The sequence below is a fragment of the Bacillus sp. C1 genome (assembly GCF_054570475.1).
This window is the reverse complement of the sequence record NZ_JBTMZT010000013.1, coordinates 48,168-73,806: the sequence shown is the minus strand read 5'-3', so window position 1 is coordinate 73,806 and position 25,639 is coordinate 48,168. Positions and strand designations below refer to the sequence as shown.

At 38.3% G+C, this 25,639-nt stretch carries 23 protein-coding genes and 1 other annotated feature; of the genes, 10 read left to right on the top strand and 13 right to left on the bottom strand.

Annotated features, from left to right (window positions below; translation table 11 throughout):
- The first annotated feature begins 315 nt into the window (after window positions 1-315).
- The 3 genes from ACX5JI_RS22720 to ACX5JI_RS22710 all read left to right on the top strand — a co-directional run bounded on the left by ACX5JI_RS22720 (window position 316) and on the right by ACX5JI_RS22710 (window position 5,258).
- On the top strand, window positions 316-1,509 hold the full coding sequence (locus tag ACX5JI_RS22720; protein WP_459503286.1) for an MDR family MFS transporter: 1,194 nt from the start codon (window positions 316-318) through the stop codon (window positions 1,507-1,509).
- A gap of 51 nt (window positions 1,510-1,560) precedes the next feature.
- Window positions 1,561-1,827, top strand: a binding site (T-box leader).
- Window positions 1,828-1,893: 66 nt separating this feature from the next.
- Window positions 1,894-4,302, top strand: a complete 2,409-nt coding sequence (gene leuS / locus ACX5JI_RS22715) for a leucine--tRNA ligase (protein WP_459503285.1) — start codon at window positions 1,894-1,896, stop codon at window positions 4,300-4,302.
- A 140-nt stretch (window positions 4,303-4,442) separates the two neighbouring features.
- Window positions 4,443-5,258 carry a hypothetical protein gene (locus ACX5JI_RS22710; RefSeq protein WP_459503284.1) on the top strand — a complete coding sequence of 272 codons (816 nt, stop codon included), beginning with the start codon at window positions 4,443-4,445 and terminating at the stop codon, window positions 5,256-5,258.
- Window positions 5,259-5,882: 624 nt separating this feature from the next.
- On the opposite strand, the gene ACX5JI_RS22705 is transcribed toward ACX5JI_RS22710, so the two are convergent.
- From ACX5JI_RS22705 to ACX5JI_RS22685, 5 genes are all read right to left on the bottom strand, one after another.
- Window positions 5,883-6,311, bottom strand: a complete 429-nt coding sequence (locus ACX5JI_RS22705; RefSeq protein ID WP_459503283.1) for a pyrophosphohydrolase domain-containing protein — start codon at window positions 6,309-6,311, stop codon at window positions 5,883-5,885.
- 98 nt (window positions 6,312-6,409) lie between these two features.
- Complete coding sequence (locus ACX5JI_RS22700) at window positions 6,410-6,595, bottom strand: hypothetical protein (protein ID WP_459503282.1); 186 nt, start codon at window positions 6,593-6,595, stop codon at window positions 6,410-6,412.
- Window positions 6,596-6,704: 109 nt separating this feature from the next.
- Window positions 6,705-7,790, bottom strand: a complete 1,086-nt coding sequence (locus tag ACX5JI_RS22695; RefSeq protein WP_459503281.1) for a Ger(x)C family spore germination protein — start codon at window positions 7,788-7,790, stop codon at window positions 6,705-6,707.
- Entirely contained in the window at window positions 7,766-8,860 is a 1,095-nt protein-coding gene (locus tag ACX5JI_RS22690) for a spore germination protein (protein WP_459503280.1), read from the bottom strand. Before ACX5JI_RS22690 ends, ACX5JI_RS22695 begins: the two co-directional genes overlap by 25 nt.
- A gap of 16 nt (window positions 8,861-8,876) precedes the next feature.
- Complete coding sequence (locus ACX5JI_RS22685; protein ID WP_459503279.1) at window positions 8,877-10,607, bottom strand: spore germination protein; 1,731 nt, start codon at window positions 10,605-10,607, stop codon at window positions 8,877-8,879.
- A 260-nt stretch (window positions 10,608-10,867) separates the two neighbouring features.
- On the opposite strand from ACX5JI_RS22685, the gene ACX5JI_RS22680 reads away from it, so the two are divergent.
- Window positions 10,868-11,992 (top strand): homoserine O-acetyltransferase family protein, encoded by a 1,125-nt coding sequence (locus tag ACX5JI_RS22680; RefSeq protein ID WP_459503278.1) that lies wholly within the window; start codon window positions 10,868-10,870, stop codon window positions 11,990-11,992.
- A gap of 277 nt (window positions 11,993-12,269) precedes the next feature.
- Here ACX5JI_RS22680 and ACX5JI_RS22675 read toward each other — a convergent pair whose 3' ends face one another.
- The gene (locus ACX5JI_RS22675) at window positions 12,270-12,455 is read right to left on the bottom strand and encodes a hypothetical protein (RefSeq protein ID WP_459503277.1); all 186 of its coding nucleotides are present in this window, start codon (window positions 12,453-12,455) and stop codon (window positions 12,270-12,272) included.
- Between the two features lie 220 nt (window positions 12,456-12,675).
- Here ACX5JI_RS22675 and ACX5JI_RS22670 point away from each other — a divergent pair, with 220 nt between their 5' ends.
- From ACX5JI_RS22670 to ACX5JI_RS22660, 3 genes are all read left to right on the top strand, one after another.
- Complete coding sequence (locus ACX5JI_RS22670; protein ID WP_459503276.1) at window positions 12,676-12,981, top strand: rhodanese-like domain-containing protein; 306 nt, start codon at window positions 12,676-12,678, stop codon at window positions 12,979-12,981.
- An 88-nt stretch (window positions 12,982-13,069) separates the two neighbouring features.
- Window positions 13,070-13,294, top strand: a complete 225-nt coding sequence (locus tag ACX5JI_RS22665) for a spore germination protein (protein WP_459503275.1) — start codon at window positions 13,070-13,072, stop codon at window positions 13,292-13,294.
- A gap of 18 nt (window positions 13,295-13,312) precedes the next feature.
- Entirely contained in the window at window positions 13,313-13,633 is a 321-nt protein-coding gene (locus ACX5JI_RS22660; protein ID WP_459503274.1) for a hypothetical protein, read from the top strand.
- 313 nt (window positions 13,634-13,946) lie between these two features.
- Here the strand turns inward: ACX5JI_RS22660 and narI are convergent, their stop codons facing one another.
- The 6 genes from narI to ACX5JI_RS22630 form a co-directional block, all read right to left on the bottom strand.
- Window positions 13,947-14,645, bottom strand: a complete 699-nt coding sequence (gene narI / locus ACX5JI_RS22655) for a respiratory nitrate reductase subunit gamma (protein WP_459503273.1) — start codon at window positions 14,643-14,645, stop codon at window positions 13,947-13,949.
- A gap of 17 nt (window positions 14,646-14,662) precedes the next feature.
- Window positions 14,663-15,193 (bottom strand): nitrate reductase molybdenum cofactor assembly chaperone, encoded by a 531-nt coding sequence (narJ, locus tag ACX5JI_RS22650; protein WP_459503272.1) that lies wholly within the window; start codon window positions 15,191-15,193, stop codon window positions 14,663-14,665.
- 18 nt (window positions 15,194-15,211) lie between these two features.
- Entirely contained in the window at window positions 15,212-16,687 is a 1,476-nt protein-coding gene (gene narH, locus ACX5JI_RS22645; protein ID WP_459503271.1) for a nitrate reductase subunit beta, read from the bottom strand.
- Window positions 16,677-20,360 (bottom strand): nitrate reductase subunit alpha, encoded by a 3,684-nt coding sequence (locus tag ACX5JI_RS22640; protein ID WP_459503270.1) that lies wholly within the window; start codon window positions 20,358-20,360, stop codon window positions 16,677-16,679. Before ACX5JI_RS22640 ends, narH begins: the two co-directional genes overlap by 11 nt.
- 213 nt (window positions 20,361-20,573) lie before the next feature.
- Window positions 20,574-21,266 carry a Crp/Fnr family transcriptional regulator gene (locus tag ACX5JI_RS22635; RefSeq protein ID WP_459503269.1) on the bottom strand — a complete coding sequence of 231 codons (693 nt, stop codon included), beginning with the start codon at window positions 21,264-21,266 and terminating at the stop codon, window positions 20,574-20,576.
- Window positions 21,267-21,652: 386 nt separating this feature from the next.
- Window positions 21,653-22,324, bottom strand: coding sequence for an NAD(P)H-dependent oxidoreductase (locus ACX5JI_RS22630; RefSeq protein WP_459503268.1), 672 nt, complete (start codon window positions 22,322-22,324; stop codon window positions 21,653-21,655).
- A 139-nt stretch (window positions 22,325-22,463) separates the two neighbouring features.
- Here ACX5JI_RS22630 and ACX5JI_RS22625 point away from each other — a divergent pair, with 139 nt between their 5' ends.
- The 3 genes from ACX5JI_RS22625 (at window position 22,464) to ACX5JI_RS22615 (ending at window position 25,059) form a co-directional block, all read left to right on the top strand.
- Window positions 22,464-22,790, top strand: a complete 327-nt coding sequence (locus tag ACX5JI_RS22625; protein WP_459503267.1) for a winged helix-turn-helix transcriptional regulator — start codon at window positions 22,464-22,466, stop codon at window positions 22,788-22,790.
- Window positions 22,791-23,015: 225 nt separating this feature from the next.
- Complete coding sequence (gene moaA, locus ACX5JI_RS22620) at window positions 23,016-24,029, top strand: GTP 3',8-cyclase MoaA (protein ID WP_459503266.1); 1,014 nt, start codon at window positions 23,016-23,018, stop codon at window positions 24,027-24,029.
- Window positions 24,030-24,045: 16 nt separating this feature from the next.
- The gene (locus ACX5JI_RS22615) at window positions 24,046-25,059 is read left to right on the top strand and encodes a molybdopterin-synthase adenylyltransferase MoeB (RefSeq protein WP_459503265.1); all 1,014 of its coding nucleotides are present in this window, start codon (window positions 24,046-24,048) and stop codon (window positions 25,057-25,059) included.
- Between the two features lie 30 nt (window positions 25,060-25,089).
- Here ACX5JI_RS22615 and moaC read toward each other — a convergent pair whose 3' ends face one another.
- Entirely contained in the window at window positions 25,090-25,578 is a 489-nt protein-coding gene (moaC, locus tag ACX5JI_RS22610; RefSeq protein WP_459503264.1) for a cyclic pyranopterin monophosphate synthase MoaC, read from the bottom strand.
- Window positions 25,579-25,639: the final 61 nt, after the last annotated feature.

The following is a 25,639-nucleotide window of genomic DNA, read 5'->3' as shown; positions in this document are numbered from 1 at the left end:
TCGCTGATATATTCAAATTTGCGTTGATATATTGTGAGAAACGGTTGATATATTTGGAAAATCGCTGATAAAATTTCATTTACCATTTTATATGAACAAACCTCGTCAGCTCACCATGTTTCACTTTATAATTTTGTAGCAGTTCCCTTTCTCAACAGCTTGAAGAAATCCGTCTCTCTACATAGAGGCGGATTTCTTTTAATACACTATTATCTGAATTTCACCAACTATTAATCAGTTGCCTTCCTATTTAAAAACGACTACAATCGTACTGTTATAGTATAGAACGAAAAAAACAGAATAGGAGGGGAAACTATGCCAAGAAAAGTATGGTTATTAGTAGCTGGGATGATTATTAATGTCACGGGTGCTTCTTTTTTATGGCCTTTTAATACGATTTATTTACATGATCATTTAGGTAAGTCTCTATCTGTGGCGGGAATGGTGTTGATGATTAACTCGCTTACTGGTGTAATTGGTAATTTACTCGGCGGTGTTTTATTTGATAAATGGGGCGGATATAAATCAATTTTAGTAGGAATTGTCATTACACTAGTATCGATTTTAGGTCTTGTATTTTTCCACGGTTGGCCACTTTATGTTGTTTGGCTTGCATTAATTGGATTTGGCTCTGGTATGGTCTTTCCATCGATGTATGCGATGGTTGGTACGGTTTGGCCTGAAGGCGGGAGAAGAGCGTTTAATGCGATGTATGTTGGTCAAAATGTCGGGATTGCAGTTGGAACAGCATGCGGTGGTTTAGTTGCTTCTTATCGTTTTGATTATATTTTCTTAGCAAACTTTATTTTATACTTTATTTTCTTCTTAATTGCTTTTATCGGATTCCGTGGTATGGAAGACAAAAAGGAGCAAAGTTTACAAAAAGAAGTCGAAACGAAAAAAGGGTGGTCGCTTACACCAGGATTTAAGGCGCTTCTTATCGTATGTGTAGCATACGCTTTATGCTGGGTTACATATGTACAGTGGCAAGGAGCGATTGCAACACATATGCAAGAATTAAACATTAGTCTTCGTCATTATAGTTTATTATGGACGATAAACGGGGCGATGATTGTTTGTGCGCAGCCACTCGTAAGTATGATCATTCGCGCGATGAAGCGTTCTTTAAAACAACAAATTATGATCGGAATCGGTATTTTTGCGGTGTCATTTATCGTACTGAGTCAAGCGCAGCAATTTACGATGTTTCTTGTCGCAATGGTGACATTAACAATTGGTGAACTATTCGTATGGCCAGCTGTTCCAACAATTGCAAACATCCTTGCACCAAATGATAAGCTCGGTTTTTATCAAGGTGTTGTAAATAGTGCAGCGACTGTTGGAAAAATGTTTGGACCAGTTGTTGGCGGGGCAATTGTTGACTTATACAATATGGAAGTATTGTTTATTGCAATCATGGTAATGCTTGTAATAGCGCTTATAGCAACGAGTATGTATGACAAACGAGTCAAAGTTGAAGAAGCAGTAGAAGAAAAAATCGCAGTTTAGTTTGACGGAACATGTAACATGTTTTAGAATATATTTAATTAACTCATATGTGTAATAACAGTGAAAAGGAGTAGTAGTAATAGAAAATGGTTTAGAGAGTTGACGGTTGGTGCAAGTCAATCCATATTTCGTTATGAACTCGCCTTTGAGTTGCGGTTGTGAATCAAAGTAGCAATTGCCGTCTATCCACGTTACGGATCTAAGCGAATGTATATGTTAGTGCTTGTTCAAAAGCGATCTTTATCGGATGCTTTGAACATCCTTTAGTACATTAATTTAGGGTGGTACCGCGGGAATCTATAACCTCTCGTCCCTTTCTAGGGATGAGAGGTTTTTTGTATTTTAGGCGGTGAAAATAAATATAACTTGAATGGAGGATATTTTATGAGCTTTAATCATCAAGAAATTGAGAAAAAGTGGCAAGCGTATTGGGAAGAAAATAAAACATTCCGTACGCCAGATGAAACAGAAAAACCAAAATTTTATGCATTAGATATGTTCCCGTATCCGTCAGGAGCTGGGCTACACGTAGGACATCCAGAAGGATATACAGCAACAGATATTTTATCTCGTATGAAACGTGCTCAAGGTTACAATGTTCTTCATCCAATGGGGTGGGATGCATTCGGTCTTCCAGCTGAGCAATACGCTCTTGATACTGGAAACAGCCCAGCTGAATTTACAGAGAAAAACATTAACACGTTCCGCAATCAAATTAAAGCACTTGGTTTCTCTTATGACTGGGACCGTGAAGTAAATACAACAGATCCAAACTACTATAAATGGACACAGTGGATCTTCTTACAGCTATTTGAAAAAGGATTAGCTTACGTAGATGAAATCCCGGTAAACTGGTGCCCAGCACTTGGTACAGTACTTGCGAACGAAGAAGTAATCGACGGTAAGAGTGAGCGCGGCGGGCATCCTGTTGAGCGTCGTCCAATGAAACAATGGATGTTAAAAATTACTGCATATGCAGATCGTTTGCTTGAAGATTTAGATGAGCTGGATTGGCCAGAAAGCTTAAAAGATATGCAGCGTAACTGGATCGGTCGTTCTGAAGGTGCAGAAGTACACTTTAACATCGATGGTACAGATAAGAAATTCACAATCTTTACAACACGTCCTGATACACTATTTGGTGCAACTTACTGCGTACTTGCTCCAGAGCATGCGCTTGTTGCAGAAATTACAACTGCTGATCAAAAAGAAGCAGTGGAAGCATACATTGATTCTGTAAAAACGAAAAGTGATTTAGAGCGTACAGAACTTGCGAAAGAAAAAACAGGCGTATTCACTGGTGCTTATGCGATTAACCCAGTAAACGGTGAGAAATTACCAATTTGGATTGCTGATTATGTACTAGCAACTTACGGAACAGGTGCTGTAATGGCAGTTCCAGCTCACGATGAGCGTGACTATGAGTTTGCGAGCAACTTCGATCTTCCTATGAAAGAAGTTGTAGAAGGCGGAGACATTACAAAAGAAGCGCATACTGGTGATGGTGCGCACGTAAATTCAGCATTCCTTGATGGCCTAAATAAAGAAGAAGCAATTACGAAAATGATTGAATGGCTTGAAGTAACAAGTGCAGGAAATCAAAAAGTAACATACCGTCTTCGTGACTGGTTATTCAGCCGTCAACGTTATTGGGGTGAGCCAATTCCAGTTATCCATTGGGAAGATGGCACAATGACAGCTGTGAAACAAGAAGAATTACCATTAGTTCTTCCGAAAACAGAAAATATTCGCCCATCTGGTACAGGGGAATCACCACTTGCAAACATTGAAGAGTGGGTAAACGTTGTAGACCCTGAGACTGGTAAAAAAGGTCGTCGTGAAACAAATACAATGCCGCAATGGGCTGGTAGCTGCTGGTACTACTTGCGCTATATGGATCCAAACAACAGCGAAGCACTTGTTGATCCTGAAAAAGTAAAACAATGGCTTCCAGTTGATATTTATATCGGCGGAGCAGAGCACGCTGTACTTCACTTACTATATGCTCGTTTCTGGCATAAAGTATTATATGATATCGGTGTGGTTCCAACGAAAGAGCCATTCCAACAATTATTTAACCAAGGTATGATCTTAGGTGAAAACAACGAGAAAATGAGTAAATCAAAAGGTAACGTTGTAAACCCTGATGATATCGTAGCAAGTCACGGTGCAGATACACTTCGTCTTTACGAAATGTTCATGGGACCATTAGATGCTTCAATCGCTTGGTCTGAAAATGGACTTGATGGAGCACGTCGCTTCTTAGATCGCGTATGGCGCCTATTCGTTCAAGATAACGGTGAGCTAAGTGAGAAAATTACAGATGCACCAAATAAAGAACTTGAAAAAGCATACCATCAAACAGTGAAGAAAGTAACAGAAGACTATGCAGAGCTTCGCTTTAACACTGCAATTTCTCAAATGATGATGTTCATTAACGATGCATATAAAGCAGAAACATTACCGAAAGAATATGTAGAAGGTTTCGTGAAAATGATTGCACCAGTTGCACCTCACCTTGGGGAAGAACTTTGGAACAAGCTTGGACACAGTGACACAATCACATATGCAAGCTGGCCAACATTTGATGAGTCTAAACTTGTAGAAGATGAAGTGGAAATCGTTGTTCAAGTGCTAGGTAAAGTTCGTGCGAAACTGAAAACGAAAAAAGACGCATCAAAAGAAGAAATGGAACAACTTGCTCTTGAAGCAGTAAAAGAACAAATTGAAGGGAAAACAGTTCGTAAAGTAATTGTTGTTCCTGGAAAACTTGTTAATATCGTTGCAAATTAATGAAGAAGCAGCCCTTTTTAGGGGCTGCTTTTTTTAGAGACAACTGAAAAAGAGCGGAATTCACGTATAGACAAACACCTATATCTATACACGAAATATGATAAAAAGGTAGATGAAATTGTGAAGAAGAGGTGAAAGAAATGAAGGGTATAGATAATAACGCCCCGCATGGTTTTATGATAGGGGAAGAGAGTGGCCAGGCGATGTTGCCAGGTGGATTTGGTCAGCAAGGATATGGCGGTTTTCCGACAGCTGTAGCTGGAGCGCAAACGGGAATTCCTTCTTTTGTAGGAGGAGCTCAAGGAGGAGTGCCGATAGGAGCACCAACTACATTTCCAGCATTTGTAGGAGGAGCTCAAGGAGGAGTGCCGGTAGGAGGACCAACGCCATTTCCAGCATTTGTAGGAGGAGGCCAAGGAGGAGTACCGGTAGGAGCGCCAACGCCATTTCCAGCATTTGTAGGAGGTGTGCAAACAGGATTTCCTATATCAGGAGCTGGTGGAGTAGGAGTGTATCCGCAAGCTGTTCATGGCTATCACGTACATCATCACGGCCAGCATGGCCACCATCCGCACCAAGTACATCACCACGGTCAGCATGGCCACCATCCGCACCAAGTACATCACCACGGTCAGCATGGCCACCATCCGCAACAAATGCATCACCACGGTCAGCATGGCCATCATCCGCAACAAGTGCATCACCACGGTCAGCATGGCCATCATCCGCAACAAATGCATCACCACGGTCAGCATGGCCATCATCCGCAACAAATGCATCACCACGGTCAGCATGGCCATCATCCGCAACAAATGCATCACCATGGTCAACATGGCCACCATCCGCACCAAGTACATCACCACGGCCAGCATGGCCACCATCCGCACCAAGTACATCACCACGGTCAGCATGGCCATCATCCGCAACAAGTACATCACCACGGTCAAGGACAGTAAATATTGTATGGAAGAGCTAGTAGCGCTGAAGGTACTACAGGGACAGCGGCAGGGTATGAATCGATTAAATAAAAAACATAAAAAATTCTCTTGTGTGCAAGGGGATTTTTTATTTGGGAATAGTAAGAATGAGGAGGTGCTTACATATGGGAAAAGGTAGAAGTAACAATGCGGGTAAAAAACAACCAAATTTTGATGACTCATCTAATTTTGCTAAACAAAGCCAACCGGTAGAAAAGAAGAAGAAATAAGAAAGAGAGCTCCCTTCATAGAGGGAGCTCTTTTTCAACAGGCTATGTGGAAAGGGAAAGGCTACAAAATTATAAAAAAGAAACATGGTAATTTGACGATGTATGTTTGTATGAAGTGGTGAATAAAATTTTATCGACGATTTTTCAAATATATCGATCGTTTTTCATCATATATCGACGCAAATTAAAATATATCAGCGATTCGACAAAGGATATCGACTAACCAGCAAAAAACGACAAAAAAACAAGAGCCCCCCTAGCTCCTGTTTCTCAACAAGCTCTCTTTCAAATCAATCAGTGTGTTGCTATAACAGACTGACCCGCTTAACAAAATGATAAGTGTGGGAGGGATTTTTTACAAATAGTATTTAGATCACTTTCCAGACTTCGCTAACGCTTCTTGACGTTGACGTTCAATTTCAGCGCGCAGTTGTGGTTCTGGTGCTTGCCAGCCTTCTGGTTTTAAAATTTTTCCGTCACCTTCACGGAAGCGTGGTTTTCCATCAGGGAATAGTTTTGCCATATTTGCATTGTTTACGATTTCGAATCCTTTATCAGGTCGTACGCCCATCTCTGCAAATGTTCCAAACGCAAAATAAATAAGGTCAATTAAAGCGTCGTATTGATCTTCTAAAGTAGTTGCTTCTAAAAACTCTTCTAGTTCTTCTTGCATAAAGCTTGCACGGATTTTTGCACGCTCTTCTGTTAATTTTGTTGGTACATCTGTAACGGGATGTCCAAATACCTCGTGCATTTTTGCAACAAGCTCGTAACCTTTATCTAAACCTTTTTCGTTTGTCATGTTGTTTCATCCTTTCTCGTTTTGTGCCGAGTTTCATTGTAACATAAGGAGATAGTTTATTAACAAGAACATCCTATTAGGAAATAAGATGTTCTTTCCTACTCTTCTTTCTTAATTAAGAGTGATAAAATAAAATCGATTCCAAATATCCCAACAAGTAGCATCGGCACGACAACGAGTAAATATCGTGCAAAAGAAGCATTTTTTAAGTATGTATGAGCAAATAAAAAGACCCCGAGAAATAAAATACCATTTAAGATAGGCTTTATTAACTTTTTAGACATAAGCTCCCCCGTAAATATGAATGTGATCAAAAAACTCCTCTTTCCGTTGTATCACGTTAAAAAGAGGAGTTCAATCATTATTTTACATTTTGAGGAAGTATGTGTAGATTTACTCGATTAAACCAGAGTTCGTAATATTAACGTTATACTTTACTGTAATAGGAACATCTTTATACATTTCTTCCCATTCTTTTAATTTGAATGGTCGATAATGTTGCCTATATTTAGCTCCAAGTCCGAGTGGATCAACATGTAAAGATTTGAATTTTTTAATGAGTTTTGTGGCACTAGCATGTAACTGTTTCTCAACGTTTCTTGCTATTTTTTCTGTGTTCTTTTTACTTTCTAAATTAATGTTTTTAGACAACTCTTGGATACGTGCATCGATCTTTACTGTAATAAGAAAAGAGGGTTTTCCGTTTTTTATTGTTACATGATAGGTAGGGGTAGAACGAATGTTGTTAATCACTGTATATCCAGAATTTGTTTTAAACTCATGTGAATCTAATCGATGTTTTTCTAATAATCCTTTGAACACAAACATATTTTGTGGTTCAACTTTTCCAACGTATATATCTTGTTTAAATAGCCCAACACCAGTAATCTTTATTTTGTCTTTATCTTTTTTTAGGATGGGCAAATAAGAATCTTGCCCTATACGGTAGTAACGAAATGTACTTAAATATAAATTATTAGTCGGTAACGGACCAGTCTCCATATTATGTTCTAACAGTTTTTTTATATAGATGGCAACGGTATACGAATTTGAATATTTTCCCTGGGCTAGCTCTAATCCCCTTCCTTCTAATAACCCAACATACAAGGAGTTACCGATACTGACATCCCGACTTAATGTATCAAAGGTTGAAGATATTCCTCTTTTGGCAAGTTTCGTAGTAAATAAAGCAACGCGTATTTGTCCGTTTGCGAATGGTTGAGGTGATTCTAAAGCAGTTTCAAATTTTACTTGCTTAACAGCATTTCCGGTGCCTTCAAACACTTGTACTTTGCTTCCTTTTTGCTGTATTGGACTAACGAAAGTGACTTTTATTTTATTTTTATCGTTTTCAGATGTATCATAAACAGCTCCTTGAATTAAATTTATATCATCAATAATGCTTTTTGGTAAGCAACCTGTTAAAACAAGAACACAAAGGAAAGAAAGAAGTATTATTTTACGTTTGCATTTTTCCATTTTTTCCTCACCCACACAATAAGAAATAAGATTGGGATGTACATATATACAATCCAAAAACTACCTTTGGAAGTGTAGCCAATAAAATCGTTAATATCATGCCTGTTTGTTAAATATTGTGAAACAATGAGCGTCACGGCCATAAAAAAGATTAAAATTTTTCTTTGCTTAATGTGAAAAATTTCATATGTTCCTCTCGTTGCAGTCCATAGAGGAAGAATAAAGTTCACAATAATAACAAGAGCATACCCGCAAATTGCAATGTATTCTAACCTTTCAATAAAAGGGAGTTTAATAACTTGGGTCATCGAAAGTTGCGACCAAATGGTTTTGGATAACTGTTGTTCACTAAAGAATGAAAATGCTAAAATGGTACTAAATAAATAGAGAAAGTGAGAAAATAATGCGCCATATTGGGCATATTTATGTGATTGTTCTGGGTTTTTTATAAATGGATAAATCATCAGAATAATTTCAAATCCGGCCATACTGTAAACGGCAAGCTTGGATGCTTTTAAAATGTCTGTAAATGAATGAGAAAATATAGGCAGTAAATTGTCAAAATGAGCGTAACGCATAATAAAGAAGCTGAGAACAATATAGCTGATCGTCCCAGCAATGGAGATAACACAGATTCCAGTTAGTACACGGAACCCAGATGAAATAATGTAATAACTCAATAAGCATAGAACAGAGGTAAGCATCCACGTAGATGCTGTAGGAAACATCCAAACTTGAATAATTTCAACGTATGTTCGAATAACAGAAATACTCACGATTAAAAAGTAAAGGATAAATACGATGTTAAGTGTGTTACCAATCCATTTCCCAAAAACCTCTTTGTGTATATCAAGGATAGTGCCTTGGTTCTCTCGTAAAATATAATACATCATCCAAATAAGGATATGGATGACTAGACTCGTTATCAGAATACTAATCCAGGCATCATAACCTGCTATTTTAGCGATTATACGTGCGAATCCAAGTACCCCAACGCCAAATTGTGCACCATGAATTAAGAAGAAAACAAAGATGGGGGATACTTGATATTTTGTTTTCACTTTGCTCATTGACGCACCTCATTTCTTATTCGTCAAAATCTGATACATGTTTTTGTGATGCTCCTTTTGCTGTTTTTTTTACATGTTGTGGTCTCGCTTGAATATCTCTCGTATCAATCATTGATAATGGAAAGCGAATCCAAGAGTCTTTTATGGACTGCTTTCTATATGGGTAAAATAATGCGTATGGTTTACGTAAGGAAGACAGTCTAAATAGATGAGTAAATAAAGCGATAAACCCAAGTGAAATGCCTAAAAGTCCCCCTAGTTCTGCACATATAAGAAATGGAAAGCGCAGCAAGCGAACTGTATTTCCCATTTTATAATTAGGTGTAATAAAAGAAGCTAACGCGGATAATGCCACGATAATTAACAAAATGTTACTCGTTAACCCGGCCTGTACAGATGCTTGTCCAATTACGATACCGCCTACAATACCAATCGTTTGCCCAACTTTCATTGGCAGTCTGGCGCCCGCTTCCCGCAATAAATCAATAGCAAGTTCTAAAAAAAGAGCTTCTACTAAAGGCGGGAACGGAACTTGAGCTCTCGATAAGATTAATGTTTCCAGTAAATCACTCGGAACTAATTCGTAATGATAACTTAAAACTGCAACGTAGAAAGGGGTTGCGCAAATAGAAAAAAGAACGGAAAGTAACCTTAACATTCTTGAAAATGTAGCATAAAGCCAAGATACGTTATAGTCTTCTGGTGAAATGAAGAAATCAAAATATGACACCGGAGCAAGTGAGACGTTAGGTGAGCCATCTATAAAGAGGGCAATTTTCCCATTTATAAGTCCTCTTGTCACTCTATCTACACGTTCTGTAGCGATGTGTAATGGAAAATAAGATTTTTTTCCGATTAATTCTTGTATTTGAGAACTGTCGTTCAGTTCCTCATATTCAATCGTACGTAATAATTCTGCCAAATAATCAACAGTTTCTTCCTCGGCAACGTTGTTTAAAAACATAATGACAACTTTTGATTTAGAAAATGTACCAATTATAAATTCTTTTGTTTGTAGCGATAATACCGGAAGTCGTTTTCGAACGAGGTTAATGTTTGTATCAATATCTTCGACGAATCCTTCTTGTGGACCGACAACGATTGACTCATTGATTGGGATGCTTGGTGCCCGATAACTATCAATCGCAACATTCGCTAATATACATTTTTGATCTTGTTCATGTAACTGAATGATAGCGTGTCCTCTTAAAACCATATCCTCAATTTTTTGTAGATCATTTGTAATCGTAATTCCGCTCATCGGAATATGCTCTTTCAACTCTTCAAGTGAAGAGCAAGTTCTTTCTAATAATGAAGGCATTAAATATTTTTGTAATTTCTCTCCATCAAGTGCGGGACGATAGTAAGAAATCCAGTACGGCATCGTTTCATCCTCTGATGTGTGATAACTGACGAAATCGCTAGATGCTTTTAATTTTGCTAGTAAATCTTGCAGAGAATGAACATGTTCTTCTTCAGGCTTACTAAAATCATAAATGCTGTTTACACGATTATTTTTTTTACCGTCTTGTTTCTCTTGTGTTTGTTCTTTTTGATTTGTAATTGGAGCAGAATGGTCCTGTTTGTTTTGCTCTGGATCTTTTTGTTCAGTAGATGGAATAAGTTGTTGCTTATTCGTCTGCCCCGCATCATTTTCTGGATTGTTTTCTTGATTTTCCTCTAAACTAGCCGTTTGTTGCTCTGATGTATTGGATTTTTTTTTCTTTTGTAGCCATTTCCATATCATGTGTAGTCCCTCTTTAATGATGTAATATACTGTTAGTTTGTGGTGATTTTTGTATATTATGCATATGTTTAGAAAGAAAAAGAAAAGCCACTGCATGTAAAAAGAGGGTTTCTTTTCGAAACGTATAATGAGTTTGATAAGTGGGGTTTTTGCTGTTTTGGTGCGGTTACATTTTGTTTTAAAGTGGTATAGGTTCAGTTCATGAATTGTTACATATTGCTAGAAACCGTTAGTAGGAATGAGTTTCTAAGGGGGAATAGATGATGTATGTAAAAAAAGAAAGCTTTCATTTGAAAGAGTTCACATTTGAAAATGGTATGAAAATTCCTGTTCAAATTGGATATGAAACGTATGGTAAGTTAAATAATGAAAAATCAAATGTGATTTTAGTTTGTCATTATTTTAGTGCAACAAGTCATGCAGCGGGAAAATATACGGAGGAAGATCCATTTCCGGGGTGGTGGGATGGGTTGATTGGAACTGGGAAAGCAATCGATACAGACCACTATTTTGTTATATGCACAGATAATCTTTGTAATGTACAAGTGAAAAGTCCTTATGTCATTACAACAGGACCAAAATCCATTAATCCAATAACAGGATTTGAATACGGAATGGATTTTCCGGTATTTACGTTTTTAGATGTAGTACGTGTCCAACACGAATTAATGAAGGCGCTGGGAATTACAAGGCTACATGCTGTTATAGGACCGTCAGCTGGTGGGATGATTGCGCAGCAATGGGCTGTTCATTATCCGCATATGGTAGAGCGAATCATTGGTGTCATTACAAATCCGCAAAATCCAGTTGTGACATCAGTGAATGTATTGCAAAATGCGATTGAAGCGATTCAATTAGATCCGAAGTGGAATGGTGGAAACTACGGGGAAGAACAGCCGACAAAAGGGTTACATTTAGCGGGAAAAATGATGTTTATAAATGCGTTTGATGCTCATTATTATGAAACGACATTTCCGCGTACTTGTGCAGAAACAGCGCCTTATGAAAATTCTTTAGCATTAACGTCATTTGAACAAAATATAAACGCATTGACACTTCAAAACATCGCTTTTATTGATGCGAATTCATGGATGTATACAGCGAAAGCGACGCTACTACATGATCTTGCCTATGGTTTTTCTTCTTTAGAAGCGGCACTTTCTCAAATAGAGGCAGACGTACTTATGATCCCATGTAAACAAGATGTATTACAACCTTCTCGTTATAATTATCAAATGGTAGAGATGCTTAAGAAACAAGGAAAGTATGCAGAAGTATATGAGATTGAAAGTATAAATGGTCATATGGCTGGTGTATTTGATGTTCATTTATTTGAAAAGAAAGTGGACGAGTTTTTAAGGAGAAAAGTGAGAATGAAAAACTGAATCTTTAAGGGGAAGAGAGCATCCGGCCGTGGATAGAAGCGGTTAGTGCCTGTTTTAGCCCCATGCTGAGTGAAACCAAAAGGAGAAGACGAGTGTGAGTCTTTTTTATTTTTATAGTCGCAATATAGGTGCTGGTAAAGCAAAATGGAGTTGTAAAGTGAAATGAAAAATCGAATTTTTAAGGGGAGGGAGAGAGCATCCTGTTGTGGATAGAAGCGGTTAGTGCCTAGAAATGTATAAAAGAAAAGGTGCAAGTCGCTAAGCGACTTGCACCTTTTTAGAAGATTTTCAAACGGAAAATGTATGTTGCAATGCATATTCCAAAAAAGGCAATACCAATTAATAAATAAAGGAATGACCGTTCTTGGGAAGAGCGTGTAGGTTTTCTTTTGTTAAATATACCAAGTGAAATGATTGCAAGAGTAAAAAAAATGAGACCTATAATGAAAAGAACAAGTGTCATTTCAAGCGACTCCTTTCGTAACACAAGTATATTGAGGATACAATGTAACAACTATATTTGTAAATAGATTCATTTGCAATTGTTATGAGAAAAAATAAAAAGGTAAGAAGCATCGAGATGTTTGCGTTCGTACTTTTGCATGCTAAAATTGGTTATGAAGTGATGAGTAAAGAAAAAATGTATAATGAGAAGGTTCATTTTATATAAGGAGGAACAATATATGACTGAAGTAAAAACAATTACAACAGAAGAAGTACAAGAACGTTTAGAAAATGGGGAAACGTTATTTTTAGTAGATGTACGTGAAGATGAGGAAGTAGCACAAGGGAAAATTCCAGAAGCTGTACATATTAAAATGGGTGATATTCCTAATAAAGTAGAATTTTTCGATAAAGAAAATGAATATATTTTTATTTGTCGATCTGGGATGCGCAGTGAGAATGTATGCCACTATTTAAATGATCTTGGATTTAAGACGGTAAATATGGTCGGCGGTATGCTGCAATATGAAGGGGAGATTCAATAATTTGTTTGAAAACTTGAAACGTGTCTGTTTCAAGTTTTTTTCTTTTGCATACAGTGTACAAAAGAATTGTTTAGGGAGGAGGAAGGATATGAGTGCATTTCTTCGAAAAATTAAAATTATAAATAATCGGGGAGCTGTTAACGTAGGCGACTGTAATACAATCGCGCCGTTAACTGTGGCCAAAATATACGCTGGCGCTGGAGGTTCAAGTATTGCAACTTTTTTAAATGGAAAACGTGCACCAGCCGCCATGCCAAGAGGGAGCGTATTTATTCCTCCGTTAGAGACAAGTGAATTAACATTAGGTTCCTAATAGAAAGGTTGAAGAGAAATGCCTGCTAATATTAAAGAGTTTGTAATTGTGAATAATTATGGGAATTTATTTACAGGAGATAATTTGAGGGATACGTCATTTACTGCCTCTAAAACGTATAGCGGTTCAACAGGACCAACTTGTATTGATATTGTGACAGTTATAGGAACAACAACGAAGCTTTGCTTAAAGCCAGGGGATACGGTAACTACGACATATACGAGTGGGACACAAGCAAGAACGAATGCAAATGCTAGTTCAAGTGCAAGTGCAAGGCAAGTTGATACAATGCAAGCTGCTCCGAATACGGATGATTTTGATTCAGCGCCTGGATTATAGAATAACTCTCTGCTGAGGCAGAGAGTTATTTCCAGTTTGTTGGGAAACAGGAGCTAGGGGGGATCTTGTTTTTTGTCGTTTTTTGTTGGTTCGTCGATATATGATGAGAAACGATCGATATATTGGAAAAATCGCTGATAAAATTTCATTCACCATTTTATACAAACAACCCAGCATGTTTCTTTTTATAATTTTGTAGCATTTTCCTTTCTCTGCATCCTGAGAATAACTCTCTACTGAGGCAGAGAGTTATTTCAAGCTATCGGGAAACAAAAACCGGGAGATTTTTGGCAGATCGCCTTACCATGTCCTATTACATTTTTACTTTGTTAGATCCAAGCGGCTGCCTTTTTCGATAAATCACATAACTGCGCCGTAAATATTTCACAGGAACGCTAAAGACATGAACAAGTCTTGTAAATGGCCATGTTGCAAAGAGTCCCATCGCTGCAATGATATGAATTTTAAACGAGAGAGGGATATCCGCCATGTACTCTGCTTTTGGCTGGAAAATGAAGAGACTGCGGAACCATGGGCCAATTGTTGTGCGATAATCAAATCCTTTTGCGTCTATATTTAAAAATGTAGAAGATAGACCTGCTAACATTACGATGAACAAGAGGATGAGGGCGACATAGTCTCCTTTTGTACTTGTTGCGATAATGCGTTTTACTGTAAAGCGACGATACATTAAAATTACTAATCCAACAATTGAAGCAATCCCTGCTGGAAGACCGAAGCCAATAGCGACGGTATGATACATATGCTCAGAAATACCGAAAGAGGTATACACTGATTCTGGTATTAATATTCCCATTACGTGTCCGCCAATTACGAACATAATGCCAAAGTGGAAAAGCAAACTGCCGATTCGAAGCATTTTTTTCTCTAACAGTTCGCTAGATTTTGATGTCCAGCCAAATTGATCATAGTTGTATCTGAAAATGTGTCCACCGATAAAAATTGCGAAAATGATATAGGGAAACAGCACCCATAAAAATTGATCCATCATTTGTAAGGCACTCCTTTCTAATTCGCTTGCACTCCCCAGGCATCGATAGCGAGGAGAATGGCAGCAAGAATTGGTTCGTACATACACTTTGCTTCTTTTAACTGCCCGTGTAATGTTTGTATGTTTTTCTTGTATTTACTCATAATTGGTTCAATATCTTCTTCATTTGCGTTTGCAAGAAACTCAAGTAGAAGTGGTAAGTAATCAGGTAGTTCTTTATCTGTTACGGCAAAACCAGCTTTTTGGTAATGCTGTTTTAACTCTAATAATTCAATACCGCGCTCTCTTTGTTCACCTGTGTTCATGTAGGTAAGATACATATTTGTCTTCTTTCCAAAGTCGAATGTATATACGTAAGAATCAATTAGCTGATCGTTTGTTTTTTCTAGCGCTTGTTTTATAAATGTCATAAGTAATGCTCGGATTTCTTCTTGTTCAATCACTTGAATCTCTTTCTGTAATTCTAGTAAAGCTTCTCTTAAGCCTGGTTCAGGATAGGAGAGAAGAAAGGAAGAACAAGAAAAGGCGATTTGTAAACTCTGTTTCATAATTGTTTCCTCCTTCGTTTAAGAGATTGTCATACAAGAACCTGGGCCACCTGCAAAGGAAAGGCCACAACTCCCTTGCTCACTATATAAATCTGCGACTTGTTCACGGTGAGACGTAGGGATGACAAAGCGATCTTTATATTTTGCGATGGCAAGAAGCCGATACATATCTTCCACATCCTCTTTCGTTAAGCCAATTTCTTTTAAGACAGATGTATTTGGGTCTTTATTAATTTGCAGTGCTCTCATATGAGTTCGCATAACAGCCATTTTTTTCAATGTGAGACGAATGTGAGATTCATCACCTGCTGTTAGTAAGTTGGCTAAATATTGAATTGGAATCCGCATGTTATCAATAGCCGGAAAAATTTCTTCTGCTTGCCAGTTGCTTCCCTTGCCTTCCACCATATTCATAATTGGGCTAAGCGGTGGGATATACCAAACCATCGGCATTGTCCGGTACTCAGGGTGAAGAGGAAGGGCGATTTTCCAATCGATAATCATTTTATAAATCGGTGACTCTTGAGCGGATTTAATCCATTCTTCAGGAATTCCTTGTTTTTTTGCTTCGGCTGCTACTTCTGGATCGTTTGGATCTAAAAAGACAGTCAGCTGAGATTCATATAAATCTTTTTCGTTTTCTACTGAAGCCGCTTCTTTTACTTTGTCAGCGTCATATAACATAACTCCGATATAGCGAATACGTCCTACGCATGTTTCAGAGCAAATCGTTGGCATACCAGCTTCAATACGCGGGAAGCACATTGTACATTTCTCCGCTTTATTTGTTTGCCAGTTAAAATACACTTTTTTATATGGGCAAGAAGAGACGCAGAATCGCCAAGCACGGCATGCATTTTGGTCAACAAGAACAATGCCATCTTCTTCACGTTTATACATCGCACCAGACGGGCAAGAAGAAACGCAAGATGGATTCATACAATGTTCGCAAATGCGAGGTAAATACATCATAAAGACATTTTCAAAGTCTGTTTTTATATCTTCCTCCATTTTCTTCACGTTCGGATCTTGTAAGCCAGTTATATGTCCGCCTGCTAAATCATCTTCCCAGTTTGGGCCCCATTCAATTTTGTCGATAAACTCGCCTGTAATTGCTGATTTCGGGCGAGCTACCGGTTGATGTTTTCGCTGTGGGCTGTTTGTTAATGTTTCATAATCATAGTTCCAAGGTTCAAAGTAATCATCGATTGTTGGTTGATCTGGATTATGAAAAATGTTCATCAGACGTTTCATTTTTGAACCGGATTTTAGCTGGATTTCACCATTTTTTAATTCCCAACCGCCGTTATATTTTTCTTGATCTTCCCATTGTTTCGGATAACCGATACCTGGTTTTGTTTCCACGTTGTTGAAATACATATATTCAGCACCTGGACGATTCGTCCAGGTGTTTTTGCATGTTACGCTACAAGTGTGGCAGCCGATGCATTTATCTAGGTTCATTACCATTCCGACCTGCGCTTTAATCTTCAAGCCAATCTACCTCCTTCAGTTTGCGAATTACGACGTTTAAGTCACGCTGGTTACCAGTTGGGCCGTAGTAGTTAAATCCATAGCTTAATTGTCCGTATCCACCAATCATATGTGTCGGTTTGACATGAATGCGGGTTGGACTATTATGCGTTCCGCCGCGGTTGCTCGTTAATTTCGTACCAGGCACGTTAATATGACGGTCTTGTGCGTGGTGCATAAAGGCCATTCCTCTTGGTATGCGGTGCGTTACAACGGCGCGCGCCACGACAACGCCGTTGCGGTTAAAGCATTCGATCCAATCATTATCAGCCACGCCAGCTTCTGCTGCGTCATCTTTGTTCATCCAAACAGTTGGCCCACCTCTAAATAGCGTTAACATCGGTAAGGAGTCGAAGTACATACTATGAATTGACCACTTATTATGCGGTGTTAAATAGTTCAAGGTAATTTCTTTTCCTTCTACTTCAGGACGTGATTTACGGAACGGTTTATGCTGCAAGATTGGTTTAAATGTTGCCATCGTTTCACCGAATTCCTTCATCATGTCGTGATCTAAGTAGAACGATTGGCGTCCAGTTATCGTTCTCCAAGGGATAAGACGCTCGACATTTGTTGTAAATGGTGAGTAACGACGTCCCCCTTTTTCAGAACCTGTAAAGGCAGGAGAGGTAATTACCGTTTTTGGCTGCGCGGTAATTTGTTCGAATGTGAAGCATTCCTCTTCACGTTCTTCTGCTAAATCACGAAGTTTTAAGTCTGTTTGTTTTTCAAGAGCTTCCCATGCTTTTACAGCCATATGACCGTTTGTTGTAGATGAAAGAGTTAACACTGCTTCAGCAGCATTGATTGCTTCTGTTATGTCAGGACATCCTTTTGCGATAGAGTCAGTGCGAATAACGCCTAATTTACTCTTTAATTGTTCATATTCTTTTTCTGCTGACCAGGAAATCCCTTTCGTACCAATTGGCTGTTTTCCAGCGTTTGGTCCAAGTGCGGTCATCTTGTCATAGATCGTTTTATAATCGTGCTCTACAACATGAATTTGCGGCATTGTTTTTCCTGGAATTGGTTCACACTCACCTTTGCTCCAATCTTTAATTTTGCCAAGCGGTTGTGCTAATTCTTGCGGTGTATCGTGAAGAAGCGGTGTTGCGACGACTTCTTTCATTGGCTCAAGGTCAATCTCTGTAGCTAAATCGGAAACAGCTTTAGAAAGGGAAGTGAAAATATCCCAATCAGAGCGTGCTTCCCACGGTGAACCGATTGCTGGGTTGAAAGGATGTACAAATGGATGCATATCTGTACTACTTAAATCGTGTTTTTCATACCAAGTAGAAGCAGGTAAAACGATATCAGAATACAGTGCTGTTCCAGCCATACGGAAATCTAAGTTAATGAGTAAATCAAGCTTTCCTTCAGGTGCATCTTCGTGCCACTTAATTTCTTCAGGGCGTAATGAATCGCTATCGTCATTCATTAATCCGTTTGTTGTACCGAGTAGATGTTTTAAGAAATACTCGTGCCCTTTACCAGAACTTGAAATTAAATTTGCGCGCCATACGAATAAATTGCGCGGGAAGTTATTTTTGTTATCTGGGTCTTCAATTGCAAATTTAAGTCTTTTTTCTTTTAGTTGTTGCGCAACATATTTACCGATTTCTTCTTTCGTTGTTGCACCACTAGCGACCGCTTCTTTATATATTTCAATTCCGTTTTTCTCGAATGTTGGATAAGAAGGTAACCAGCCAAGGCGAGCAGCTAACACGTTGTAATCACCGTGATGTTGATAGCGTGAGTTTTTGGCAATCGGCGATGCTAAGTGCCCAACTGGTGTATCTTCATAGCGCCATTGATCTGTTACAAAATAGAAGAAAGATGTACCGTTCTGCAGTTTCGGTGGACCTTGCCAGTCTTTTGCCATTGCAATGGTTTGCCAACCTTCTGCTGGTCGTAATTTTTCTTGCCCAACATAATGTGCCCAACCACCGCCGTTTACACCTTGTGCACCAACGAGAAGAACGAGATTTAGAACGGCGCGATAAATCGTATCAGAGTTAAACCAATGGTTAATACCAGCGCCGACAATAATCATGGAGCGGCCGTTTGTATCAACGGCATTTTGTGCAAACTCACGAGCAATTTGAATAATTAGTTCACGTTTTACTCCGGTCATTTTCTCTTGCCATGCTGGGGTAAATGGAACATCATCATTGAAGTCTTTCGGTTCTTGCCCGCCAAGTCCGCGGTTAACGCCGTAATTTGCTAATGTTAAGTCATATACAGTTGTAACGAAAATGTCGCCTTCTTCTGTTCTGATCTTTTTCACTGGAATGGTACGTTCTAATATTTTGTTTCCATCATCAGAGAAGTAGGGGATTTGTACAGTTCCAACAGTATCTTCCATACCAAGTAAGGAAAGGCGTGGATCAATTGTTTCACCTGTTTGTTCATCTTCTAAACGCAAGTTCCATTTCTTTTCGTTATCCCAGCGTGAACCCATCGTGCCATGTGGGGTAGCGAAATCGTTCGTGTTATCGTTCCAAAGGACAGGTTTCCATTCACCTAGCTTTGTTTCACGGCCGATATCATTTGCGTTTAAGAAGCGATCGGCAACGAATTGGTCCCCTTGTTGTTGTAACGTGACAAAGAATGGGAAATCCGTATATTGCTTCGCATAATTTGTGAAGTATTCCACTTGTTTGTCTACGTAAAATTCTTGTAAAATGACGTGCCCCATTGCCATTGCAAGTGCACCATCTGTACCTTGTTTTACGCTCATCCATTCATCAGCAAACTTAGTGGATTCAGCGAAGTCAGGACTTACAGAAACAACTTTTGTTCCTTTATAGCGCACTTCCGCTAAGAAGTGAGCGTCTGGTGTTCTTGTCATCGGTACGTTTGACCCCCATGTCATAATGTAACCAGCGTTATACCAGTCGCTACTTTCTGGTACGTCTGTCTGATCGCCCCAAATTTGCGGAGAAGCTGGTGGTAAGTCAGCATACCAATCGTAGAAGCTCAGCATCGGCCCGCCCATGAGTTGCATAAAGCGGCTACCAGCGGCATGACTTAACATGGACATGGCCGGGATTGGTGAGAAACCAACATTGCGGTCTGGACCGTATTTGATCACTGTATATAGTAAAGAAGCAGCAACAAGTTGTAATACTTCATCCCAACTAGCACGAATGAATCCGCCTTTACCGCGTGCCCCTTTATACGTACGTGCTTTTTCAGGATTTTCTACGATGCTTTTCCAAGCGTCTAATGGTGAATTGTGATTTTGTAGTTCCTCTTTCCACATATTCCAAAGTACACCGCGTACATATGGATATTTCACGCGAAGAGGACTATAAATGTACCAAGAAAAACTTGCCCCGCGCGGACATCCTCGTGGTTCAAAGTCTGGCATATCAGGGCCAGTAGATGGGTAGTTCAGTTCTTGACCTTCCCAAGTTACAATTCCATCCTTTACGTAAATATTCCAGCTGCAAGAGCCAGTGCAGTTTACACCGTGTGTAGAACGGATTACTTTATCGTGTTGCCACCTTTTTCGATAGACGTTTTCCCATTCACGATCTTCATATGTTTCTTGTGTATGATTGTCGTTATAGCGATCTATTGGGGAAAAATATTTTAAACGTTTCATTAATGCTGAAGGTTTCTTTTTCATACTGTTCACTCCTTTATTGCGTCTCTCTTTCTTATTTTCACTATAAGAGAGCATGCAAAATAGAGATGTGATATCTATCACAGTTCAACAGATTGTCAAAAATCAGATTTGTAACACTTTTTGAGAAGTTGTGACATTTTTCACATCGAAGAGTGATTCTTTTTTTGTAGAGTAAGGGAGAAAGAAAAAAGAGTAGCATCTCAAATAGAGAGGCTACTCAATACTACAAATAGAGGTAGGACAATCTTCACAAGCAATTTCGCATTTTAAAAATTGTAGATCATGAATTGTGATTTTTCCTTTATGAATAGAAAGAATTCCTTGTTTTTTTAAATCATTTAACATACGGTTTACACTTTCACGTGAGGTTGCACAGAAATTCGCAAGCTCTTGATTCGTTAAAGGTAGATCGATAAGGATGCCATTTTCTTTTAATATGCCATAACTGTTTGTCATACGAATGAGTGTGGAATAAAGGGCACCTTTTTTTCCGTGTAATACTAAATCACGAAATTTTGTTTGCATTCTTCTTAAGTGTTCGCTAATCCATTTCATAAATTCAAATGCAAGAGCTGGTTTTTGCAGTAATGCCTTTTCTAAAGCATCCCGTTTAATGACTCCAACTTCAACAGTTTCAAGGCATTTTGCATTTAATAAATACTTTGCATTGTCTGTAAATAATGTTAATTCCCCAATAATATCGTCCTTTGAACAAATGCGAAGCGTTAACTCTTGTCCGTCAGCGCTAATTTTACTAATCTGTACTTTTCCAGAGCGAACGATATAAAGTTCTTTTGCCTCTATCCCCTCTTGGAAAATATAACTTCCTTTACTAATCTGTATTTTATATTCAACAGATGCAAGTAATTCCTTTAAGTCATTTGATAATGCCGTACGATTTGTCACAGCAATCACCTTTCTTTTTCAAGCAGTCTACTTCTTATTTTGGGTGTAAGCATGATGAAAATGCAAGAAATATCTTTTTACTATAAGTGATAATTTTATTTTTAGCTGTGAGCAAGCGCATTATTACCAATGAAAAAAGGATGTCTTTTAGCAGTTTATTGGGAAACAGGAGCTAAGGGGGACCTGTTTTTTTGTCGTTTGTTCGTCGATAGCCTTTGCCAAATGGTCGATATATTCAAATTTGCGCTGATATATTGTGAGAAATGGTTGTTATATTTGAAAGATCGCTGATAAAATTTCATTCACCATTTTTCTTTTATAATTTTGTAGCATTTCCCTTTCTTCACGACCTGAAAAAGGATGTCTTTTGTAGACACCCTGTTACTTTATTTAATCCATTCCACAACCATATCCATTGTTTGACGAGTTTTATCCCGTTTTGGTTCTTCCGCGCGATAACCGAAAGCAACTAACATAGACACACCAAATGTATCATTAGAGATAATTCCTTCTTCTTTTAAAATCGCATCTACTTTTTCTTGATGGAACCCTTCAATTGGGCAAGAATCAATGCCAATTTGGGCAGCAGCAGTCATCATATTACCGAGAGCGATGTATGTTTGTTTAGAAGCCCAATCAAACATAGCACGATCGTTTTCAAGTAATTGGAAATCGGATTGTTGAAATTCCTTATAAAAACCACGTTTCATTGTTATGACTTCCTCGGGGAGCTGCTGAATATTTTTCATAAAGTTAGAAATATAGGAAGAGTTATACATCATTTCTTCTTTTTTACGAGCTAATATAACGACAAAGTGGCTTGCTGTTTGTAATTGTTTTTGAGCACCCCATGCGACAGGGAGAAGTTTGCTACGAATATCTTGATTTTGAATCACAACAAATTTCCAAGGTTCAAAACCGAATGAACTTGGAGACAGGCGACCTGTTTCTAAAATAAAATGAAAATCTTCATCAGAGATTTTTTTATTTACATCAAATTCTTTGCATGCATGTCTAAATTGATACGCTTGTAAAATTTCTTCTTTTGTATGTTTCATTTTAACAACCACCTTTAATAATTTACTTTTTCTTTGTAAGTTGATTACAAAATTGATTCTACAATAGTACAATGAATAATGTAAGTACGCACATTTTTAGCATATAGTATCAATTTGTATACTAATGGAGAGTGACAAAATGGAACAGAAACATATAAATCGTTGTTCGGTAGAAGTAACGTTAGATGTAATCGGTGGAAAATGGAAAGGGGTTATTCTATTTCACTTAATGAATACCAAAGTGATTCGTTTTAATGAATTTATACGATTGATGCCTGGCATCACACAGCGTATGCTAACGAGGCAGCTTCGAGAACTTGAGGCAACTGGAGTAATTCATCGCGAAGTGTATAAAGAAGTTCCGCCAAAGGTGGAATATTCTTTAACGAAATTCGGAAAATCCCTTACACCCATTATCAAACTTATGCGCGAGTGGGGAGAGGAATACCGTACGAAAATAAAGTAACTGCAACTGAAATGTGAATAAAATTTGAACGGATTTGTGAAGAATTTTTGAATGAAGAAGGCGATGTGAGAAATATCACAACGTACTTTCTTCTTCTTTTTTATGATGAAAGCAACTAAAAAACATAGAAAGTGAATAAAGAACTTGAGCAAAAACATCGCGGTTTAAAAATATATTATAATAGAATGAAGATAGATAGAATGTAGCAGAAAAGGAGGGGTGACGATGCGCGAGAAGATTACAGATTCTTTAGGGCGGCCGCTTCAAGATTTACGTATCTCAGTCATTGATCGTTGTAATTTCAGGTGTACTTATTGCATGCCAGCTGAAGTGTTCGGTCCTGATTATGCATTTTTACAAGAAGAATTTTTGCTCACATTTGATGAAATTGAACGATTAGCAAAATTATTTGTTGGTATGGGAGTAAAGAAGATTAGATTAACAGGCGGTGAACCGCTGCTCAGAAAGAATTTACCAAAGCTCATTGAACGACTTGTAAAACTTGATGGTTTAACGGACATTGGACTTACAACAAACGGCATTCACTTAACGAAGCAAGCAAAGGCGTTAAAGGAAGCTGGACTACACCGAGTGAATGTGAGTTTAGATGCGATAGAGGACGATGTATTTCGGAAAATTAATGGCCGAAATATTAGTACAAAACCTGTGTTAAAAGGGATTATGGCTGCAAAAGAAGCGGGACTCGATGTGAAAGTGAATATGGTCGTGAAAAAAGGAATGAATGATAGTCAAATTCTTCCGATGGCCGCTTATTTTAAAGAACAGGAAATTTCGCTCCGTTTTATTGAATTTATGGACGTTGGCAGTACGAACGGATGGAATTTTGAACAGGTCATTACGAAACAAGAATTGATTGAGAAAATCAGTCAGGTATATCCAATGGAACCTGTAGAACCCCATTATTTTGGAGAAGTTGCGAAGCGTTATCGTTACGTGGACAGTCGTGCGGAAGTTGGTTTTATCACTTCAGTTTCTGAATCTTTCTGTTCTTCTTGTACGAGAGCACGGATTTCAGCAGATGGTAAATTTTATACTTGTTTGTTTGCAACGAAAGGAATGGACTTACGGACGCTCCTTCGAACAAATATTACTGATTTTGATTTATTAAAGGTAGTGCAAGATGTATGGGAATACCGGAAGGATCGGTATTCTGATGAGCGGACTGAAGAAAGCGCGAAGAATCGTCCGAAAATTGAAATGTCTTATATCGGAGGATAAGAAAGGGGGAGGCCGCGTGCAGGAGCGTTATTCAAGACAAATGTTATTTTCTGGGGTTGGAGAGGCAGGACAAAGGAAAATAAGAGAAAAGCATGTACTTATAATTGGTGCTGGTGCACTAGGAGCAGCAAGTGCGGAGGCAATTGTTAGAGCAGGAATTGGAAAGTTGACGATTGCGGACCGTGATTATGTTGAATGGAGTAATTTACAAAGGCAGCAATTATATACAGAAGAAGATGCAAAAGGGTATAAGCCAAAAGCAGTTGCAGCATTCGAACGCTTAAAACAGATTAATTCTGAAGTAGAGATTGTACCAGTCGTAACAGATGTAGCGGTACAAGAAATGGAAGAGTTAATTCAGAATGTCGATTTAATATTAGATGCAACTGACAATTTTGAGACGCGTCTTCTTATTAATGATATGTCGCAAAAATATAATATTCCTTGGATATATGGAGGATGCGTTGGAAGCTACGGCGTTACATATACAATTATTCCGGGAAAAACACCGTGTTTCCGTTGTTTGATGGAGCATCCGACTAGTGGTGTAACGTGTGATACAGCGGGAATTATACAGCCAGCTGTACAATTGGTCGTCAGCCACCAAGTAACAGAAGCTCTTAAAATATTAGTGGAAGATTTTGGGGCGCTTCGTGAAACGATGCTGTCATTTGACCTTTGGAACAATCAGCATATGGCTTTTAAAGTAAATAGACAGAAAAAAGATACGTGTCCATCTTGCGGGAAATTGCGAACGTACCCGAGTTTATCGTTTGAGTCACAGATGAAAACAGAGGTATTATGTGGAAGAAATACAGTTCAAATCCGTCCAGGTGTGACGAAACTTCTTAATTTAGAAGAAATTAAAAAGCGCTTACAAAAAAGTGTGGATGTGAAAACAACACCATATTTATTATCATTTCTTATTGATGAATATCGTTTTGTGTTATTTACAGATGGCAGAGCATTTATTCACGGGACGAATGATATGACGGTGGCGAAAGGGTTGTATGCGAGATATATAGGATGAACCTAAAGGAAAACCTTTAGGTTCAAAGAATTAGGAATGTGAATTTCTAATGTAGTCTCCACTTTTTCCGCCCGTTTTTTCAAGTAAATACGTTTCGCCAATGATCATACCTTTATCAACAGCTTTACACATATCATATACAGTAAGAGCAGTCGCAGAAGCTGCTGTTAAAGCTTCCATTTCAACGCCAGTGCTACCTTCTGTTTTAACTTTTACTTCAATGAGTAAACGATATTCTGTAGTTGTTTCCCAATGAAAGGAAACATCTACTCCTTTTAGAAGTAAAGGGTGGCACATTGGAATAATATCAGAAGTACGTTTGGCAGCCATAATACCGGCGATTTGTGCGACGGCTAATACATCGCCTTTCCCAATTTCATTTTGAGAGATTTTATCATAAATTTCTTTCGTAACTAAGATGCTAGAGCGAGCAATTGCTGTTCGCACAGTTACTTTTTTATCGCTAATATCGACCATTTTTGCACGGCCTTGGTCATTAAAGTGAGTGAATGAAGACATGGAATTCCTCCTTGAAGTAATTGCTAGTATGATTAGCATTGTACAATATAAAGTGTAATCA